The organism is Pedococcus dokdonensis (assembly GCF_900104525.1).
Lineage (GTDB): Bacteria > Actinomycetota > Actinomycetes > Actinomycetales > Dermatophilaceae > Pedococcus > Pedococcus dokdonensis.
In genome coordinates this window covers 1,907,902-1,927,182 of sequence record NZ_LT629711.1, presented here as the reverse complement: position 1 = coordinate 1,927,182, position 19,281 = coordinate 1,907,902, and the positions used below count along the sequence as shown (strand labels likewise).

General features: G+C 72.4%; 13 protein-coding genes. 11 read left to right on the top strand and 2 right to left on the bottom strand.

Going from position 1 to position 19,281, the window contains the following annotated elements; genetic code table 11:
• The first annotated feature begins 50 nt into the window (after window positions 1-50).
• From BLQ34_RS09125 to BLQ34_RS09095, 7 genes are read left to right on the top strand one after another with little or no spacing between them, the layout of a single operon-like run.
• Window positions 51-1,283 (top strand): CpaF family protein, encoded by a 1,233-nt coding sequence (locus tag BLQ34_RS09125; protein WP_091784329.1) that lies wholly within the window; start codon window positions 51-53, stop codon window positions 1,281-1,283.
• A complete protein-coding gene (locus BLQ34_RS09120; RefSeq protein WP_091784326.1) occupies window positions 1,280-2,146 on the top strand; it encodes a type II secretion system F family protein in 867 nt (288 codons plus the stop codon). The genes BLQ34_RS09125 and BLQ34_RS09120 overlap by 4 nt, the downstream gene beginning before the upstream one ends.
• Window positions 2,143-3,090, top strand: a complete 948-nt coding sequence (locus BLQ34_RS09115; RefSeq protein ID WP_091784323.1) for a type II secretion system F family protein — start codon at window positions 2,143-2,145, stop codon at window positions 3,088-3,090. The genes BLQ34_RS09120 and BLQ34_RS09115 overlap by 4 nt, the downstream gene beginning before the upstream one ends.
• Before the next feature lie 27 nt (window positions 3,091-3,117).
• Complete coding sequence (locus BLQ34_RS09110) at window positions 3,118-3,360, top strand: hypothetical protein (protein ID WP_172829380.1); 243 nt, start codon at window positions 3,118-3,120, stop codon at window positions 3,358-3,360.
• Between the two features lie 46 nt (window positions 3,361-3,406).
• A complete protein-coding gene (locus tag BLQ34_RS09105) occupies window positions 3,407-3,757 on the top strand; it encodes a TadE family protein (RefSeq protein WP_231961519.1) in 351 nt (116 codons plus the stop codon).
• The gene (locus BLQ34_RS09100; protein WP_231961518.1) at window positions 3,754-4,230 is read left to right on the top strand and encodes a pilus assembly protein; all 477 of its coding nucleotides are present in this window, start codon (window positions 3,754-3,756) and stop codon (window positions 4,228-4,230) included. Before BLQ34_RS09105 ends, BLQ34_RS09100 begins: the two co-directional genes overlap by 4 nt.
• Window positions 4,227-4,685 carry a pilus assembly protein TadG-related protein gene (locus BLQ34_RS09095; RefSeq protein WP_091784318.1) on the top strand — a complete coding sequence of 153 codons (459 nt, stop codon included), beginning with the start codon at window positions 4,227-4,229 and terminating at the stop codon, window positions 4,683-4,685. The genes BLQ34_RS09100 and BLQ34_RS09095 overlap by 4 nt, the downstream gene beginning before the upstream one ends.
• Before the next feature lie 18 nt (window positions 4,686-4,703).
• Here BLQ34_RS09095 and BLQ34_RS19420 read toward each other — a convergent pair whose 3' ends face one another.
• Window positions 4,704-4,826: a hypothetical protein gene (locus BLQ34_RS19420; RefSeq protein ID WP_269457330.1), complete on the bottom strand. Its 123-nt coding sequence runs from the start codon at window positions 4,824-4,826 to the stop codon at window positions 4,704-4,706.
• A gap of 402 nt (window positions 4,827-5,228) precedes the next feature.
• Between BLQ34_RS19420 and BLQ34_RS09090 the strand changes: the two genes are divergently transcribed.
• Genes BLQ34_RS09090 through BLQ34_RS09085 form a run of 3 tightly spaced genes read left to right on the top strand, consistent with a single transcriptional unit; the run spans window position 5,229 to window position 15,812 of the window.
• The gene (locus BLQ34_RS09090; RefSeq protein ID WP_091784315.1) at window positions 5,229-11,972 is read left to right on the top strand and encodes a hypothetical protein; all 6,744 of its coding nucleotides are present in this window, start codon (window positions 5,229-5,231) and stop codon (window positions 11,970-11,972) included.
• A 28-nt stretch (window positions 11,973-12,000) separates the two neighbouring features.
• On the top strand, window positions 12,001-13,923 hold the full coding sequence (locus tag BLQ34_RS18765) for a hypothetical protein (protein WP_157692962.1): 1,923 nt from the start codon (window positions 12,001-12,003) through the stop codon (window positions 13,921-13,923).
• A gap of 44 nt (window positions 13,924-13,967) precedes the next feature.
• Entirely contained in the window at window positions 13,968-15,812 is a 1,845-nt protein-coding gene (locus tag BLQ34_RS09085; RefSeq protein WP_157692961.1) for a hypothetical protein, read from the top strand.
• A 25-nt stretch (window positions 15,813-15,837) separates the two neighbouring features.
• On the opposite strand, the gene BLQ34_RS09080 is transcribed toward BLQ34_RS09085, so the two are convergent.
• Complete coding sequence (locus BLQ34_RS09080; protein ID WP_091784309.1) at window positions 15,838-17,640, bottom strand: HNH endonuclease signature motif containing protein; 1,803 nt, start codon at window positions 17,638-17,640, stop codon at window positions 15,838-15,840.
• A gap of 423 nt (window positions 17,641-18,063) precedes the next feature.
• On the opposite strand from BLQ34_RS09080, the gene BLQ34_RS09075 reads away from it, so the two are divergent.
• A complete protein-coding gene (locus tag BLQ34_RS09075; protein ID WP_091784306.1) occupies window positions 18,064-19,278 on the top strand; it encodes an acetyl-CoA C-acetyltransferase in 1,215 nt (404 codons plus the stop codon).
• Window positions 19,279-19,281 lie beyond the last annotated feature (3 nt).

Genomic DNA, 19,281 nt, shown 5'->3' with positions numbered 1-19,281 from the left:
TGCGACGCGAGCGTCGGAGTCGGTGAGCACGGGTCGAGGAGGGGAACGCAGTGGAGGCGCTGGCCACGGTCGAGTCGGAGGTCCGGGAGCTGATCAGGAGGTCCGGTCTCGACCCACTGCGCGACGCAGGCGCGCTGGACCGCCTGGTCAGGGAGGTGGTGGCCGACTACGACGGCCGGTCGCTGCACGGCAGCCTCCCCAGACTGCCGGCACTCGACGACGCGGTGAAGTCCGTGAAGGACGCCGTGGCGGGGTTCGGCCCGCTCCAGCCCTACTTCGACGACCCGGAGGTCGAGGAGATCTGGATCAACGAACCCACCAAGGTGTTCGTGGCACGCGGCGGCGTCGCCGAGCTGACCACCACGATGCTGACCGACGACGGGGTGCGAGACCTCGTGGAGCAGATGCTCAAGTCCAGCGGGCGGCGGGTCGACCTGTCGAGCCCGTTCGTCGACGCGGTCTTGCCGGACGGGTCGCGGTTGCACGTCGTGATCCCTGACATCACGCGGGCCCACTGGTCGGTCAACGTCCGCAAGTTCGTGGCCAGCGCATCGCACCTCGACGACCTCGTCGGGCTCGGGACGCTGACCGCCCCCGCAGCCCGCTTCCTCGAGGCCGCCGTCGCGGCTGGGTTGAACATCCTGGTCGCCGGCGGGACCCAGGCCGGCAAGACCACTCTGCTGAACTGCCTCGCGGCCGCGATCCCGCCGCGCGAGCGAGTGGTCACCTGCGAGGAGGTGTTCGAGCTCAAGCTCCCGTTGCGGGACGTCGCGGCGATGCAGTGTCGCCAACCCAGCCTCGAGGGGACCGGCGAGATCCCCTTGCGGCGCCTGGTGAAGGAGGCGCTCCGGATGCGTCCTTCTCGGATCGTCGTCGGCGAGGTGCGCCAGGGGGAGAGCCTCGACCTGCTCATCGCCCTCAACAGCGGCCTGCCCGGCATGTGCACCATCCATGCCAACAGTGCGCGCGAGGCGATCACGAAGATGTGCACCCTGCCCCTCCTGGCCGGAGAGAACGTCGGCAGCCGGTTCGTGGTCCCGACGGTGGCGGGGTCGATCGACCTCGTGATCCACGCGGCGCTGGAGCACGACGGCGTCCGCCGGGTCCGTGAGGTGGTGGCGGTCCCGGGGCGGGTCGAGGGCGACGTGGTGGAGACGGCCGACATCTTCACCCAGCGCGATGGTGTGCTGCGCCGGGCTGATGGGTTCCCCCCGCACCACGAGCGCTTCCGGCGAGCCGGCTACGACGTCGCGGCCCTGCTGGCGGTCGGGGTGACGACGTGAGTGGGATCGTCGTGGGTCTGGCGCTCGGGTGCGGGCTGTTCCTGCTCTGGTGGGCCTGCTGGGTCCCTGACCCCACCCCGCGTGGGCCTCGTCGCGGTGGAGCGGGCCAGCGCCTCCGCGAACAGCTCGCCCAAGCCGGCTACGAGACAGTCGGCCCGGGCGTGCTGCTTGCGTGCTGCCTCGCGGCGTTCGGTGTCGTCGGCCTGCTCGTCGAGGCTGCGATCCGCGTGGTGCCCGTGGCGCTCTGCTTCGGGGGGATGGCGGGCTACGCACCCCTGGCCCTGGTGCGCAGCCGGGCTCGGCGTCGTCGGGCCAACCTGCGCGAGCTGTGGCCGGACGCCGTCGACAACATCACCTCGGGAGTGCGCGCCGGCCTGGCTCTCCCCGAGGCGCTGAGCCAGCTGGCCGTCCGCGGACCGGAGGAGCTCCGCCCGGCTTTCCTGGCCTTCGCCGAGGACTACCGGTCGAGTGGCCGGTTCCACGACTGCCTCGACCGGCTGAAGGCGACTCTCAGCGACCCCGTCGGCGATCGACTGGTCGAGTCCCTGCGCATCGCCAGGGAGGTCGGCGGGAGTGACCTGGGGACGCTCCTGCGGACCTTGTCCGCGTTTCTCCGGGAGGACAGCCGCACCCGCTCGGAGCTGGAGGCACGACAGGGCTGGACGGTCAACGCGGCGCGGTTGGCGGTCGCGGCGCCGTGGGTGGTGCTCGCCATGCTCTGCACCCGGCCGGAGTCCGTCCAGGCGTATGCCACGGCCACCGGCACGCTCGTCCTGCTGGTCGGTGCCGTCGTGTCGCTCGCGGCCTACCGGATCATGCTGGTCGTCGCGCGGCTCCCCGATGACGAGCGGGTGCTCCGGTGAACCCGTCCGTGCTCGGGGCGTTCGCCGGCCTCGGTCTCGGCGTCGGTCTGTCGTTGGTGTGGCTCGGACTGCCGCTGCGACACCGGTTGACCTTGGACGACCGGTTGTTGCCCTACCTGCTCGATGCGCCGAGGCCGTCACGGTTGCTGGGCGCGCGGCCGCCCGGCGTGGGTGCGCTCGGCGGTGCCGGCGTCCTCGCCGTCCTGACCCGGCCACTCGTGACCGACCTCGCGCGCCGGGTCGAGTCGTTGCTGGGTCGGTCGTCGTCGGTCGCTCGTCGGCTTGCGCGCGCAGGCAAGCCGCCTGACGTCGACCGGTTCAGGGCCGAGCAGGTGGTCTGGGGTGCGGTCGGCATGGCCGCAGGACTCGCGCTCGCCAGCGCGGTGTGGCTGGGTCAGGGCGGGTCGGTCGTCCGACCACTCCTCATCGTGGTCTGTGGGGTGGCGGTCGGCGTCGTCGCTCGCGACCAGTGGCTGAGCCACGAGGCGAACGTGCGCGAGCAGCGCATCCTGCGGGAGTTCCCCACGATCGCCGAGCTGCTGGCTCTGGCGGTCGCCGCGGGCGAGGGAGCCGTCGGTGCCCTCGAACGGGTCTGCCGGCTCTCGCACGGCGAGCTGGCGGCCGAGCTGCGGCGCTGCCTGGCCGACGCCCGGGCCGGTGCACCGTTGTCGACCGCCCTGCAGGGCCTGGGCGACCGCACCGGGCTGGTGAGCCTGTCGAGGTTCGTCGACGGGATGGTCGTTGCCGTCGAGCGTGGCACTCCTCTCGCGGACGTGCTGCGCGCCCAGGCGCACGACGTGCGGGAGGCCGGTCGCCGCGCCGTCATGGAGGTCGGCGGCACCAAGGAGATCGCGATGATGGTGCCGGTCGTGTTCCTCGTGCTCCCGGTCACCGTGCTGTTCGCCATCTTCCCCGGGTTCGCCTTCCTGCAGTTCGAGATCTGACCGATGCAGCACACGAGAGGAACAGCCATGTCAGTCCTTCACCGTCCGGTGGTCCGTGCACAACTCGCCCTGGTCCGGGCCCAGCTCGCCGTGGTCCGACCGACCCGGCGAGGGCCGTCGGGTGGGCGCGCCGGACGCGAGCGCGGCGATGTCCCCGGCTGGGTGCTGATCACCCTGATGACCGCGGGACTGGTCGCCGCGCTGTGGGCCGTGGCCGAGGACCAGCTCAGTGCGCTGTTCACCGACGCCCTCGACAGCGCCCGTCGCTGACCTCGTGCGACGCGTGACGCGTGGCGGTCGCGAGGCAGGGTCGGCGGTGAGCGACTTCGTCCTCACCTCGGTGTTGGTGTCCCTGCTGTTCGTCGCGGCGCTGCAGGTCGGCCTGACCCTGCACGTGCGCAACACGCTCCTCGCCTGCGCGTCCGAGGGGGCCCGCTTCGGGGCCAGGGAGGGGTCCGGACCGCAGGAGGGTGCCGCGCGGACGCGGTCGCTGATCGCGTCGTCGGTGTCGGCACGCTTCGCCCGCGACGTGTCGGCCCAGGTGCGGGTCGAGGGCGACGTGAGGGTGGTGGCGGTGCGGGTCCGGGCGCCACTCCCGGTGCTGGGGTCGTGGGGCCCGGACGACGGCTTCGACCTCGTCGGCCGCGCCTTCCTGGAGGCCCAGTGACCGCTCGGACCCGTCGCCGGCTGTTCTCGCGCCTGCGAGGACGGGCTTCGGGCGACGCAGGCAGCGCCGTGGTCGAGCTCGTCTTCCTGACCGTGCTGGTCATGGTGCCGCTGTTCTACCTGACCATGACCGTGTCCCGCGTCCAGGCGGGCGCGTATGCCGCGTCGGCCGCGGCGCGCGAAGCCGCCCGCGTCTACGTCAGCTCCGATGACGACGGCGAGGCAGAGGAACGAGCCGAGGCCGCCGCACGGTTGGCCTTCGAGGACCAGGGGTTTGGCACCGCCGACTCCAAGGTCGTGGTGGTCTGCGACGGTGCCCCCTGTCTGCGGCCCGAAGGACGGGTCGAGGCCACGGCGACTGTCGCGGTCCCGCTGCCACTGGTGCCGTCGTTCGCCCGGAGGGTGGTCCCGCTGGCGATCCCCGTGAGCTCGCACCACCTCCTGGTCGTGGACCGGTTCCGAGCCGCCCGGTGAAGGCTCGTCGTGGCCGGGCCGAGTCGGGGCAGGTCTCCCTGCTCGTCCTCGGGTTCACCGTGGTCGTCATCCTGCTCGTGGTCGGGACGGTGGCGGTCACCTCCGTCCAGCTCTCCCGAATGCGGTTGCTCGATGCCGCGGACGCGGCCGCGCTCGCCGCCGCGGGCTCGCTCGACGTCGGTGCGTACGCGGACGGGCTGGAGGGGTCGGTCGCCCTGGATGACTCCGGGGTGCGGCGCACGGCGGTCGACTACCTCGCGCAGCGACCGAGGCCGGAGAGCCTGGTCGACTGGCAGGTGGCCCCGGGCACGGGCAGCCCGGACGGCCGGACCGCGGTCGTCCGCATCACTGGCCGGGCGCGGGTGCCGCTGGTGGGCGGACTGCTCGAGTCGGTCGGCGGCTCGGTCACCATCACCGTCGAGTCGCGGGCACGGGCCGATCTGAGCGCGACCTGAAGGTTTGCGGGGGTCGTCTCAGTCGGTCGGGACGCCGCCGAGGACACGCCAGGCACCGCCACGGAGCAGCTGGATGAGCTCCGCGCGCTCGACCTCGGTGAGCGTCCTGGGGTCGTCGGACTGGGCGATGGGGGTGACCATGCCGGAAGGCTAACCGCGCACCTGCAAGAACCGGCTCGCCCCGCGGTGCGAGGCCGAAGTTCCACCAAACAGGTGAGCGGCGCCCTCGACGTATCAGACAGACCCCGATGAACGGGCCAACCGCCGCGCAGCTGACGATTTACGACAGCCGCCGCACCGATCCGGCCGGGTGGGCGGAATGTCGAGGTTTGCGGGTGGTTGGCGCGGCCGCCCCTGTCGGCTCTGTGACAGGTCGTTGACCACTGACTCTCGCCACTGGTTACCTGCATGAAGCACCACTGGCTTGCATTCGCTTCGAGTGGCTGCGAGGGGACCCGCAGCCACTCACACCGGACGCTCGGCTGCGGCGTCACCGCGGCAGGCCGTCCTGCTAGGTCCGCGCCTCGCCCGGGGAGGTGTGCCGTGACGCTGTGGGACGACGTTCCCGCCAGCGCGCGGAACTCCGGTGCCCTCGACCAGGTGCGACCGCTCCTGCAGGGGCTGACCGGCACCGACGACGGCCTCTCGACCGACGATGACGGCACCTGGCACAGCTACACGGCCACCGGCACCTGGCCGACGCCGATCACCCTCGACCCGGGCTCGGGGGGCTTCGGCAACGGCGGCACCACCTCGACGACGCCGATCGAGTTCCCCGACCCGAGCGTCAGCGTGCAGCTCGGGCTGCACCAGACCGGTGGGGTCGGTGACGGCGGCTGGCGGGTCACCCTGACCGTGCCGATCGTGCTGGTGCGGCTGCCGTTCCTGAGGGGTGCCGAGCTCGACGGACAGGGCCAGCTCCGGGCCAACGGCATGCCGGTCACCTTCACGCTGCCGTCCCTGCGGATCCGCGCCAAGCAGCTCGCCGGCCAGTCTGTGGGTGTCGAGCTGCTGTCGGCCGAGACCGGCGGCACCCCGGTCGACCACATCTACGAGTTCATCTCGATGAACCCGCCCTACGCGCTCGTGGGGCCGTCCGACGTCGTGGGCTTCGCCTTCCGGACCGCCGTGCTCGACCTCTCCGGCGAGGCCGGCCCCAACGTGCCGGCCGTCCCCGGCGGGGCACGCGCCATGCCCTCGGACTGGCAGGGCTTCTACCTGCCCGAGGCGCGGCTGTTCGTGGCCCCCACGGGTCTGCAAGGCATTGCCGTGAGTGCCGGGGTGCGCGACCTCTGGATCGGCATGGGCGTGCACGCCGGCGTCACCGGCATCTTCGAGGCCGAGGTCGTCAACCGGGGCGGCACCCCGACGATGACGGTGAGCTTCCGGACGGCGTCGGGGGAGTGGATCGGCGACCCCGGCACCGGGGCGGCCCAGCTGCCCGAGCAGGCCACCCTCTTCGTCGACACCGCCGGAGGCCTGGCGCCGATCACGGTCAGCATCAGCGTCGACGGCGTCGTGACCGCCGACGACCGGGTCGCCCTCACCGTGCCGTCGACCGGCAGCCTCAGCATCACCGTCACGGCCACCGACGGTGCGGGCAACCCCACCACCCGCACGCTGAGCGCGGTCCGGCGCAGCACGCCCAGCGGGGCGGGCAGCGGCGACTCCACCGTCACGGTGACTCCGACGAACAGCCGGCCGCACGCCATACGCCGGGTGTCGGTCACCGCCACCCACGTCAAGCTCACGACCGACCCGCCGGTGGCCGCCAACTGGACCTGGACCGGCGGCTCGGCCGGCCCGTCGATCGAGGCCGACGTGCCGGTGGCCGCCGGTGCGACGGTCAACGTCACCGCGACCCTGCCCGCCACCGCCCCCCAGGTGATCGACGCCTACTACCTGTTCGCGCAGCCAGACCCGTTCAGCCCCAACATGACCACGCCGGACCCACAGGACCCGACCTTCCCCGACGCCCTGCGCAACTGGGCGACCAACCCCTCCAACGTGCACGTCGGCCCGGCCTCCACCCGCACCAACCCAGGCAGCTCGATCTCGCTCTGGGACGCCCTCACGCCAGCCGTCATCACCCAGATCGGTGCCAACACGCCGCTCACGGTCAAGGGCTATGCATCGTGGGAAGGGCCCGACCACGACACCACGAACGACGCCGACTACAACCGCAAGCTGAGCGAGCGCCGCCGTGACGTGATGGTGCACCTGTTGCACCGCAAGGGATTCACCAACGTCACGGCCGGTGCGGCCGATGGCTTCACCCAGGCCAAAGCCCAGACCACCTCGGTGGAGGGAACCACCCCGCCACCACCGGCCGGCAGCGGCGCGTGGTGGCGAGCCCGAGCCACCACCGCCGGCAACGGCGAGGAGACCATCACCGCACGGGTGGAGAGAGTCGTGCGGCCACCGGCCCGCGAGGTCGACCGCACGCCGCCGACCGGTGGCCGCCCCGACTGCTTCCGCAAGATCGGGGTGCGGGTCGAGCTGTTGCGGAGCACCTTCATCCGGGCGGAGGTGTACGGCGAGTTCGACATCGAGACCGCCGCCGAGACCGCACTGCGCCAGCACTCCCAACCCGCCCTGCGCAGCGGTCCCCGCAACCCGTCCGACGGCATCTGCACCTTCCTCGTGCGGCTCCGGATCGCCGAGGACCGCGACTCCTGGCTGGTCAGCGCCGAGTTCCGGGCGGCCGAGGCCGACCTCGACGGGCTGGCCCAGATGGACAGCGCGCACTCCGACCAGACTGCGCTCAACGTCCTCGGCGCGCTCAGCATCCTGGCGCCGCTCAGCTCCGCGGCCGCCGAGCTGTCACCCGCTGCCGGGGCCCTGGTCTCGATCGGCAGCATCGCCCTGGGCGCCAGCAGCCTGATCAACACCCAGAAGCTGATCCTCCGCGGAGGAGAGCTCGTCGTCAGCCAGGGCACCATCGCGCCCGACGGCTCGGCCACCGTCGACCCGCGCGGCACGACGATCAGCATCCTGCTCGACATCGAGGTCACCTTCACCTTCGACCTGACCATCGTCAAGGTGAACCCCGACCACCCGGTCACCACCCGATACAAGGCGATCGGCGTGCGGTCGTCGTGGGACACCGCACCCGACCCGGCGAATCCCGGCCACATCGACTACCTGCCCGTCCCGGTCTTCGACCCGAGCAAGGGCTACACCCTCGACATCCCGGCTGGGGCGCTCACCGCCAGCCCACCGCTCGACGAGCTGCTGCGGGTGCTGGGCTTCCGGGTCAGCCGGGACAACCCCACCTACATGGAGGTCGAGGTCGGCCTCGGGCTCGACCTCGGCATCGTCACCGTCGACACGGTGCGGGTGCGGGCGCGGCTGGACGGCCCGTTCGAGCTCACCCTCACCAAGCTGGCCGCCTCGCTCGAGATCCCCGGGGTGCTGCACGGCAAGGGGTCGCTGGAGTTCACGCCGTTCGGTTTCAAGGGCTACTTCGACCTCACCATCACGCCGATCAACATCCGCGCCAGCGCCGTCCTCGCCGTCGAGACCAAGAACGGCGTCACGGGTGTGCTGATCGGCGCCGAGGTCGAGCTGCCCGTCCCGATCCTGCTCGGCAACTCCGGCCTCGGCATCTACGGCTTCCTCGGCGGCGTCGGCATCAACTACGCCCGGGACGAATCGCCTTACGCGTCAAGGCCGGTCCCCGCGCTCGACTGGCTGACGGCCCAGCTCCAGCGCGGCCAGGTCATGCACCCCGACGGGTGGACCCACACCGCGGGCTCCTACGCGTTCGCGGCCGGCATGCTGCTCGGCACCGCGGACGGTGGCTTCGTCGTCCACCTCAAGGGCATCATCCTGATCGAGGTCCCCGGCCCGCGGCTGCTGCTGGTGATGAAGGCCGACGTCCTCAAGATGCCGCCGATCCTCAAGAACGCCAGCCAGAGTGCGACGTTCCTCGCGGTGCTCGACATCGACTTCGGGCGCGGCACCATCACGCTCGGCATCGTCGCGGCCTACGAGATCGAGAAGCTGCTCAAGATCCGCGTGCCCGTCACGGCCTTCTTCGACACCCACCAACCGCAGAACTGGCTGGTCGACCTCGGCTCCTACGAGGACCGCGTCACCATCGAGGTGCTCGACGTCATCAAGGGCAGCGGCTACCTCATGGTGCACGGCAACGGCATCAGCATCCCCGTGCTGCCACCGGTCACCGGCGGGATGGCCATCGCGACCGGCTTCCACATCAGCTGCGTCCTGATGGGCAGCAAGAGCATCGGGCTCTACCTCGAGGTCGCGGGCGGCTTCGACGCGATCCTCGGCTTCGACCCGTTCTTCCTCGCCGGCAAGATCTACGTCCGCGGCGAGCTGCGGCTGTTCATCATCAGCATCGGCGCCAGCGCCGAGCTCGACGTCCTCGTGGGCCGCACCACCCAGACCAGCCCCGACGTCACCTACGTGCACGGCGAGGTGTGCGGCGAGGTCGACTTCTTCTTCTTCTCGGTCAAGGGCTGCGTCTCGCTCACCATCGGCAACACCCCGTCCGAGACGCTCACGCCACCTCCCTTGGTCGCCGGTGTCAGCCTCGTGTCACGCTCGCCCGCGCTGGTCGAGGGCACCGGTGCCGAGCGCGCCATCGACGCCAAGCTCGCCGACGCCGTGCGCACCGGCACGCCGCCCTCGGTGCCACTCGACGCCATACCGGTCGTGCTGTTCAACACCGCGCCCAACCTGGGCGGCCCGGTGATGGGGGGCACGCCGCTCGGCAACAGCGGGGCGCGGCCGTGGTCGCGGCTCGGCGACCGGTGGTGGACCTACGAGATCACCTCGGTGACCCTCACCGGCGACGCGCTGCCCGACCTCCAACCGGCGCCGCCCGCGGGCAAGACGCCCAGCTCGTGGTGGAAGCAGACCTCCCCGGCCGACCCGGCCAGCGGACCGGCGTTGGCCCTGCTCAACTGGCTGCCCACGCCGTTCAGCCGGGCGCTGCCCTACGGCGAGACGCTGACCACCAGCGTCACCGACCGCTGGGGCACGGTCTGCAACCCGGCCGCACCGCCCGCCCCGGTGCTGTGGACCTTCGACGGCAAGCCGCCAGGCCCGAGCACGGTGGGATGGACACTCGACGGCATCCCGTGGCCCGACCCACCCGACACGCTGCGCACCCGCCCGGTGCACGGGGAGTGCGACGTCACCGAGGCCTGGCGCACCGGTGACACCGCCATCGACATCCTGCAGGGCACCAACCCGGCCGTCGTCCTCGGCGACGCCGTGCGTTGCTGCACCCCGCGCCGCGGTCGCGACGTGCCCAACCCGCTCAAGGCCTGGGTCGCGACGGCGGGCAGCACCTACTCGCACCGGTCCACCGCCTCCGACGACCACGCGCTCGGGGAGGTGGCCGCCGCCCTCGCCGCCGGCACCAGCCTCGGCGACGCGCAAGCCACCCGGCTCGAGCAGGGCTGGGACCCGCAGGTCGCCCGGGCCGCGGCGACCACCGGGCTGGGCTGCGAGGGTCGGATCCTGCGGTCGCCGACCCGCGACTCCGACCAGCCCGCGCCGTTCGGCACCGAGGAGGACATGGAGCGGGTCAAGCGGGCCTGGGGGCGTCTCAAGTTCACGCCCAGCGACCTGCGCGACACCCTGCGGATCCGCCCCGAGGGCGGAGCGGGCGACCTCACCCTGTTGCTGCTCGTGCCCGAGGAGCTGTTCGTGCGGCGCCTCGTGGTCCGCTGGCTCGACGAGAAGGGGAACGTCCTCGACCAGCGCGGGCTCGACTCCGACGACCGGCTCGACTCCGACAACCCCCTGCCCGCCGCGTGGGTCGACGGGGACGGTCCGTGGTTCGACCCGGTATGCCGCGCCGGCCAGGTCGCGGCGCGCGTCGCCTCTCGCGCCACCTGGCCGCAGGCCCTGCTGCTGGTGCACTCACGAGACATCCAGGGCGTCGCGAGTGTGGAAATAGGCTGGGATGCAACGGGATTCGCGAAGGACCAGACGCCTCCTGCCTTCCACCTCGTCGCCATGACCGGCGTCCTCACGAGCGAGGCCACCCGCTGGTCGTGGGACACCTCGGTCGTGACCAGTGAGCAGGAGGCAGTCCAGACCGCCCTCACCCAGGACCCCGACGACCACGCCCTGCTCGTCCCCGGCCGCACCTACACGGTGTCCGTGGCCTGGCGGGCCGCGTCGGTCAAGCAGGACAACGAGCCGACGACCTCGCCCTCCTGGGACGGCGGCCACACCGACACGTTCCAGTTCAAGGCCGACGGCGTCGACCGCGCCCCCACCGACCTGTCGCCGTGGCTGCTCGCCTCGGCACCGGGGATGGACGACGTCGGCGTGCTCTGCGCCGAGCCGATCCGGATCGCGCTCGCCACCCAGAACGTCGCAGCCCTCTTCGACGCGTACGGCAAGGAGCTGCGGGTGATCGTGCTCTCGGCCTCCGGGAAGCACCCGGCACCTCCGGGCGGTGGCGCACCCGGCACGGGCTTCACCGTCCCGCTCGAGGCCGACGGGGTGCACCTCAAGAAGCTCAAGGGGCTGGCCGTCTCCACGCCCTGGGAGGAGGCCGTCATCGAGGTGCTCGGCGAGGGTCAGCGCTGCATCGACATCAGCGGCGAGCGGGTGCGGCACGACGTCCTCGAGCTGCCCTACGACCTCGAGCCGCTCACCGACTACCTCATCGACGTGCACGCGGTGCCCAAGGGCGCCCCCGACGGCGCTCGCGGGCTCGTCCACCGGATCGGCTTCACCACCAGTGCTTTCGGCACCGTCGCCCAGCTCGGCGACCTGCTCCGCGAGGCGCGCTGGCGCCATACCGTGATCCCCTCGATCGGACCCCTTGCCGCCCTGCCGGACGCCCCCACCGGTGACCAGCTCGACACGGCCTTCCAGTCCGCCGGCCTGACCACACCGCAGACGCCGAACGCGCCGATGGTGCGGGTGCTGTGGTCGACCGACCCGACGCCGACGCCGCAGGCGCTCGTGGTCGAGTGCAGCGAGACCCTGTGGCGCTCACGCCTGATGCCGACCCAGGTGCAGGGGCCGGTTGACTCGGTCGACCCGACCCACCACTGGTGGGCTGCACGACCGGCCGACTGGCTGTCGCTGAAGCCCAGCACCGCGGCCGCGCCGGCCGGGGCGCTACCAGCCGCTGGGATCACCCGCATCATCCGCGGACCCGGGCTCGGTCGCGCCGTCGTGCTGCTCGCCCCGGCGCCCGCGGCACCCGCGCCGCGCTCGACCTCGTCGTGGCCGCCGACCCGCTCGCCGGCACGCCCGAGACGCGAGCCGTCGCAGTGGACGTCCCGATGACCCGTGCACCGTGGGAGGAGGAGCTCTGATGGCACGCAGGTCCGACTCCTCGCGGTTCCGCGCCAAGGCGGTCCGGCTGCCCTGGGCCACCCTCGCGGCCCGGCAGCGGGACCTGCAGCGCCAGTTCGAGCCGGGTGCCCTGAGCCACCTGACCCACCTGACCCGCGCGGTCCGCGGGGCCGGCGGGACCGGCGGGACCGGCGGGACCGCAGCCTTCGACGAGCGACAGCTCCAGCTCCGGTCGATGGACATCCACGTCAGCTGGGCCTGTGGGCCCGGGCTGGGGGTCCCGCACGGACCGTTCACGGTGTGGACGCGCAGCCCGAAGGACTCGCCCAAGCGCGCCCGGATCCAGGTCTCCGGTGACAGCGTCCCGTTCGTCACGTGGGGCCCGGTCGAGGCCGGTTGCGTGCGTGTCACCTGCCGCCCGGTCGATTCGTCGGCGCCGGTGGCGGTCTACCTCTTCCGCACCGGTGAGGACGCGGACCACGCGGTCGCCGCGGGGTCGGTGCAGCCGAGCAGCCCCGCACCCCTGAGCATCACGGTCCGCACCTCCGGCGCGACCTACGCGAAGGTGTGGAACGGCACCGACATCACGGTCGCCGTCCAGCCGCTGGCCGACATCGTCGACGATCCCTCGTGGACCCCCGTGGAGGTCGTCGGGCTGCCGGTCGACCAGCCGGCCGCGGGGTTCGACTACGACACCAGCGACCAGGGGCCGGTCGCGAGCCCCATGCCGCCGGTCGACGCCGCGGTCCAGCGGCTGCTGCGCGGCGGCCCACCGATCGGGTGGGGGCCGGTGACACAGTCCGGTCGCCTCGCCCCACCCTGGACCGCCCCCGACCCGAAGCTGCTCGTCGAGGAGGTCCGCAAGCACCTGTTCCCCGAGCTGCCGCCGATGTACGACCCGTCGGTGCGGGAGTACCTCCAGCACACCATCACCAGCCCGCGTGCCGTCGACCCGCCACAGCACGACGGCAAGATGTCCTCGCTGAACACCCAGGCCGACACCGGGCCGTGGCCGATGCTGATGCTCCCGGCGATCAGCGACCCGTTCCTCAACCTCGCCACGGGTTTCGGCGCCAGCTACTCCCTCGAGCGGATGGACGACCAGCAGGTCGCGGTTGGCTACTGCGACTTCCTCGTCACCGCGAAGTACGCGCGGCTCGCCCCGCCCGACCGCGGAGGTGCCGAGTTCGCGGCCTACGCGCCCGCTCCGGAGCCGCACCTCGTGGTGCCCGCGCCCACCGCGCTGTTGTCCGAACGCGCGGGACTCGTCGGCCCGGTCGAGCCCGACGATCCCTGGCGCGAGTCGATCCGGCTGACCTGGGACCGGGTGCCCAAGAACGCCGCTGCATCGCCGGTGACGGAGTCGGCCCTCGCGCGCTACGACCTGCTGACGGCGGGGCCTGCCGAGTCGCTGCTGCCGAGGCGGGACGCCGGGGGAGACCGGCCGCTGCTGATCAGTCCGGACGGCTCGGAGGGCAACACCGGGTTCAACCGGGTGGCCCTCGTCGACGGGGGGCAGGAGATCCCGATCGGCAGCGGTGGGCGGCACGTCGGCTACGCGGTCGCGGTCAGTGACGTGCACGGGATCTGGTCGCCGTGGCGGGACGTGACCTGGGACGGCACGGAACCCGCGCCCCAGCCGACCCGGCTCATCTCGGTCGCCCTCGACACGCACTACGGCGGGAGCACCAGCTGTCCGGCCACGCTCAAGGCCGAGGTCGCCGTCGAGTGGCTGGAACGCACTCCCACCCAGGTCGAGATCGTCGCGATCTACTTCCCGATGACGTTGGCCACCGACGTGCCCCGGTCGGGATGTCGCCGGGCTCGCCGACGCCCACTGGCTGCTTCCGTCGCGACTTCGGCTGGACCTTCGCCGGGGACGTCCCCGTGCCGGGCGGCTGCACGGTGCAGCCACTCAGCGCCGACGGCACCGAACGGGTGACACCCGGCCCGGGGCAGGGTGATGGCGGCCGACGCTATGCGGTGGTGGCAGACGTGCCCGCGCTGGACTTCGGGAGCACCCCGCGGTGGGGCGTGCAGGTGTGGGCGCGACGGCACCTGCTGGTCGGCTCCAGCCCCACGCCGTGGTCGCCGGTGGACCCGCACCCCGCGCGCACCAACGCAGCCAGCCCGGTGCCGGTGACCCCGCTGCCGCCTCCGCCGCTGCCGGGGGTGCCGCTCGGGAGCACCGTCGATGCGCAGGGCTGCAGCCACGTGCGGGTGGCGTGGTCGCTGCCCGGTGGCGCCGACGTGCGCACCTGCATCATCTGGGAGGTCAACGAGACCTCGCTGCGGCAACGGGCGGGACTCCCCGCGCGAGCTCCCGACTCGACGCTGCCCGGTCAGCGGCTCCTCGACCTGCGCAACGCCTACGACGCCATGACGCAGACCCAACGACGCGCGACGTTCCGCCGGCTGGTCGAGGTGGACGGCGCTGTCCGCACCCACGACGTGACCCTGCCCAAGGGCTCGAACGACATCCACCTCTTCGTCGTGACGACCATGACCAAGACCGGCATCGAGAGCCCCTGGCCGGGTGGGGGCGCGCCGCACGAGCACTTCCAGGCCGTGATGGCGCCGCGGCTGCGCCGCCCCGCACCGCCTCTGGCGCGCCCGTCCATTGCCCTCGACGGCACCGTCACGATCTCCCTGTATGCCGCGAGCTCCATTGCCGTGCAACGGTTCCGGCTGCACCGGACCACCTCCGAGGACGCAGCCCGCGACGTGGCGACGATGGGCCCAGCGTTCGCCGAGGTCATCGTGACCACCGTGCCCGGGCCGACCGACCTCGACCCCGTCCTCGGTCAGCCGATCTACTCGGCGACCTGGACCGGGACCCTCCCGGGACGCTGGGACCCCTGGCTGCTGCGCGCTGTCGCGGTGCCGGTGGACGTCGTGCCGCAGAAGGCCGAGCGCGGTCTGCCATCACCGGCCTCCGACGTCGTCGACCTGCTGGTGCCACCCGGGCCGCCCGAGCTCGAACCGCTCGCTGCCGACGTCTGGGGCGCCGACCACCGAGGCGTCGTCGTGCGGACCGCGACCACGGCGCCGCCTCGGGTCCTGCCCGCCGGGGTGCATCGCCTGGATGGTGACGCAGGAGCGCTGGACGTCGCCTCGGTCGACCTGCAGGACGTGCCGACGACGGCCCTGACCACCGCTCCAGCCGGGGCGGCGACCGCGCCGGTGCTCGAGCAGGGGACGCGGGTGGCAGGACAGTCGCCGTTGGCCCTGTGGTTCACGCGGCCGGTTGCCGCCGACCCGGTGGACGTGCGCGTGCGGCTGGTCGACCCGTTCGGTCGCGAGGTGGTGCGCGAGCTGACCGTGCCCGGTTGGGTCGCTCCGCCGCCGGACATCTCGGTGTCGATCGTCGACGTGTTCGCCATCGCCGGCCGTGGGGTGCACCTCGGCATCGTGACGGACGCGAGCTATCGTCGGAGGCCGCCCTACGTCATGGAGATCGTGGCCCAACAACGTCTGCTGGGGCCCCTGCCGCTTGGACCACTCACCCCGGGCGGGGCGCTCGGCGGAGGGGTGCGTCCGGGCGGACCCTTCCTCCCGCGGGTGCCCCTCGGACCTCCCTTCGGACCACCGGTGGGACCGCCGCTGCGGCCGCGGAGCCTCAGTGGGTCGTTCCCCCTCGATGAGATCCCGCTGGCCGACGGGGGATTCCCCAGCTCGAGCGAGATCGTGGTCGTCCGCAACCGGGTCCGTCGCGGGCTCAACCCGCCACCGCCGTACGAGGGGTTCATCCCGCTGGTCGGTCCGTTGCGGATCACCGTCTCGATCGTCAGCCCTGAGGGGCAGCGCGTGACCGAGGTCCACACCGGCTGATCGCTCACCGTCGGCAGCCCATCGGTCAGGCTGCGAGGGCCAGGAGCTGGGCGAGCTGTTGCTCGAGGGCCGATCCGCTCGCGAGGCTCTCGACCACGAGGTCGCGATGCGGTCCGGGCGGCGGCCACGGGCGGGCGTCGTCGAGGTCCACCCAGTCGGGCGGCGCAAGGGGGGTGGCCGGGCTCTCGGGTGGATCGTCGGGCAGACGGTCCTCCGCGTCGGTGAGGTCGGCCGGGGTCATGCCGATCGGAAGGCCGGGCAACCACCCTCGACGCAGGTCGTGCAGCCGGTCCGCACCGATGCCGTCGGTGAGCCGGAGGTCGTCACGGACTTGCGCTGGGCGAGGTTCGGTCACCCAGGTGCGACCGTCGGGCGCGCGCCACGTGGCCCGCGCATCCTTCGCGAGCGTGAGCGTCCACCCGCCATGGTGCTTGAACCCGTGGTGGGTGCGGCAGAGGCACAGCAGGTTGGCGGGGTCGGTGGGTCCGACGGGGAACGCGACCACGTGGTCGAGGTCGGTCTGACGAGCGGGCGTGTGGCAGCCCGGGAAGCGGCACAAACCGTCCCTCGACCGCACCCGTCGACGCACCGAGGCACTCGGGCGATACCTGCGTGGGTCCTGAACGATCGAGCCGTCCGGGTCGAGGCGCGCCAACCGCACCGACACATCCGGGTCGCTGAGGATCCGAGCGATCACCTCGGGGGTGAGGGCGCCGTGCCGTGGGTCGTCGACCACGCCGGGGATCACCCACCGAACCGGGGCACCCTCCCGCGGCTGCGACGCGCCACCACCTGCTGGCTCGGGCTCTGCTGGCTCGGGCTCTGCTGGCTCGGGCTCTGCTGGCTCGGAGACCGGCTCTGACTCTCCGGGCTTGGGCTCGGGCTCTGCCGACTCGGGCCCTGCCGACTCGGGCCCTGCCGACTCGGGCTCTGCTGGCTCGGCGACCAACTCGGCGGGAGCGGGCAGGACCGGGACGAGGAGCTCGACCACGGTGGTCACGTCGGACTGGGCCAGAGCGAGATCGGCGAGGGCATCGGCCCGGGCCGCATCGATCGGCGTGCCGGGGTTGGCTCGGGCGTACTGACCAGCGAGCGCATCGACCGCGGAAGCGAGCCGCTGGCTGGTCTCTGTGGGAAGCACGACCACCCACCGGGCCATGCCGGGCTGGTCGGGGTGCGGCTGGATCACGACTCGACGCGCGTCGCGGGCTCGCTGCAGGGCGGCCTGCTCGCTGTCGGGATCGAGCTCTCGCGCGATCTTGCGGCACCGGCTGACCAGCTCCGAGCGCGACAGCTCGCGCATCCTCTCGGACACCACGACGTACTCGCCGGTGACCTCGTCGACCGACGACTCGAGCACCAGGGCCTCGTAGGCGCCACGCAGATCGGCGGACACCGCCAGGCCCGCCTCGACGACCACGTCGCTGCGCCGCTGCTCGAGGTCGCCGTCCCACGCCGCGTCGAACGTCGCCGCGAACTCGCAGGCCAGCCACCGAGCACCGACGAGCCGGCGCTGGACCGTGCGGGTCGCGCAGTGCAACGCGGGGGAGAGCGTGGACGCGACCAGCCCGTGGGTGTCGATGCTCCGTGTGCCGGCGGACAGCGGCGCCTCGGCCTGCTGCCGGTGCAGGTCGTCCTCGACGCGACCGGCCAGGGTGTCCATGGCCAGCGCCTGACGAGCCTCGAATGCCGCCCGCACCCGCTCGCAGGCGACGACGTATGCCTCGGCCTCGGCGCGGTCGAGCGCCGCCACATCCGACTTCGAGAGGGCACCGACCGCCGCCGCCAGCTGAACCGGGTCGGCGTCGCGCACCAGCGCCGCGGTCACGCCCCCACTCCCGAAGACGATCCCAGCGCGAGCGAGAGTGGGGCGCGCGGGAGTGAGGCGCGCGGACGAGGTGGGCGCGGGCGAACTCTGCCCCACCTGTGCCGTCATACCACCCACCCCCCGGAAGGCTCTCCATCGTCCCCTGCGTCTGGTGCCTACCCGAATACTCGTTCGAACACCTGTTCGAAGATTACGCACCTTGGGGGCAGTCGTCAACCCTTTTGCACGACCATTCTGCGGCGGCGCAAGTGGGGACACTCGGGCTGTCGCACAACGGGATTCGCGCACGGGAGGGTGGGCTGGGAGGCCGCCACGCGGCATACCCGAGTGTGGTCAGCACCACCCGCCCGGGCGAAGCCGGGCGCGGACCGGCGCACTAGAGTGCAGGGAGGTAATCACCACTGGCGCTGGAGGCCTCCCACCATGTCTGACCGTCCCGTTTCCGTCATCGTCGCGGGTGCGCGCACCCCCATGGGCCGACTGCTCGGCTCGCTCAAGGACTTCTCCGGGGCGGACCTCGGCGGCTTCGCGATCAAGGGCGCGCTCGACAAGGCCGGGGTGAGCCCCGAGCAGGTCGACTACGTGATCATGGGACAGGTCCTGCAGGCCGGCACGGGCCAGATCCCCGCCCGCCAGGCCGCGGCCAAGGCCGGCATCCCGATGACCGTCCCCGCACTGACCATCAACAAGGTCTGCCTCTCCGGCATCAACGCCATCGCGATGGCCGACCAGCTGATCCGCGCCGGCGAGTTCGACGTCGTGGTGGCGGGGGGACAGGAGTCGATGACCAACGCGCCGCACCTGCTCGAGAAGTCCCGCGAGGGCTTCAAGTACGGCGACGTGCAGATGCGCGACCACATGGCGTTCGACGGCCTGTGGGACGCCTTCACCGACCAGGCGATGGGGCTGCTCACCGAGCAGGCCAACACCGGCGCCCAGGCCTTCACCCGCGAGCAGCAGGACGAGTTCAGCGCGCGCAGCCACCAGCTCGCCGCCCGGGCCTGGAAGGACGGCCTCTTCGACGACGAGGTCGTCTCCGTGTCGATCCCCCAGCGCAAGGGCGACCCGCTCGAGTTCAAGAGCGACGAGGGCATCCGCGCCGACACCACGACCGAGACGCTCGGCAAGCTGCGTCCGGCGTTCTCCAAGGAAGGCACCATCACCGCCGGCTCGGCGAGCCAGATCAGCGACGGCGCCGCCGCCGTCGTGGTGATGAGCAAGGCCAAGGCCGAGGAGCTCGGGCTCTCCTGGATCGCCGAGATCGGCGCCCACGGAGTCGTCGCGGGCCCGGACTCGACCCTCCAGCAGCAGCCCGCCCGCGCCATCGCCAAGGCCTGCGAGCGCGAGGGCATCAGCCCCGCCGACCTCGACCTCGTCGAGATCAACGAGGCCTTCGCCGCCGTCGGGCTGGCCTCCGCCCAGGAGCTCGGCATCGAGCTCGACAAGGTCAACGTCAACGGCGGCGCGATCGCCCTCGGCCACCCGATCGGCATGTCCGGCGCCCGGATCGCCCTGCACCTCGCGCTCGAGCTGGGACGGCGCGGCGGCGGGGTCGGGGCTGCTGCCCTCTGTGGCGGCGGCGGTCAGGGCGACGCCCTGATCGTGCGGGTGCCGCGGACCTCCTCCGACAGCGCCTGACGC